This is a genomic window from Bradyrhizobium sp. SHOUNA76 (genome assembly GCF_023006445.1).
Taxonomy (GTDB): domain Bacteria; phylum Pseudomonadota; class Alphaproteobacteria; order Rhizobiales; family Xanthobacteraceae; genus Bradyrhizobium.
The window spans coordinates 1-478 of the sequence record NZ_JALBHA010001158.1 but is presented as its reverse complement, the minus strand read 5'-3'; the positions used below and the strand labels follow the sequence as shown (position 1 = coordinate 478).

The window sequence follows — 478 nt, the reverse complement described above, 5'->3', positions numbered from 1 at the left end:
AACGTGCCTCTCGGCGCGGCGACGCTGCTGCTGGGCCTGCGCAGCCTGCCGCACACCAAGCCCGCCAGCCATTCGTTCGACTGGCAGAGCGCGGGGCTGTCCGCGATCACCTTCGGTGTCGGCATCGCCGCGGTCGACAGCGTCGGCCATGGCGAAGCAGCGATCACCTGCCTGATCGAGTTCGCCATCGCTGTCGTCGCCGGTGCGCTCCTGATCTACCGCGAGACCCACATGACCTCGCCGCTCTTGCCGGTCGACCTGTTGCGCATTCCGGTGTTCGCGCTGTCGATTGCGACCTCGATCGCCTCGTTCTGCGGGCAGATGCTCGCCTTCGTCGCGATCCCCTTCTACCTCCAGAGCCGCTTCGGCTATTCGGCGGTGCATATGGGTCTTCTGATCACGCCCTGGCCGATCGCGGTAGCCTTCGCGGCGCCCCTCGCCGGCCGCCTGGTCGAGCGTTACCCGGCCGGCCTGCTCG

Annotated in this window: 1 pseudogene; it reads left to right on the top strand. The window is 68.2% G+C overall.

Features of this window, described 5'->3' with window-relative positions:
* Positions 1-478 (top strand): annotated as a pseudogene (locus MOV74_RS40275) (MFS transporter); the annotation flags it as partial.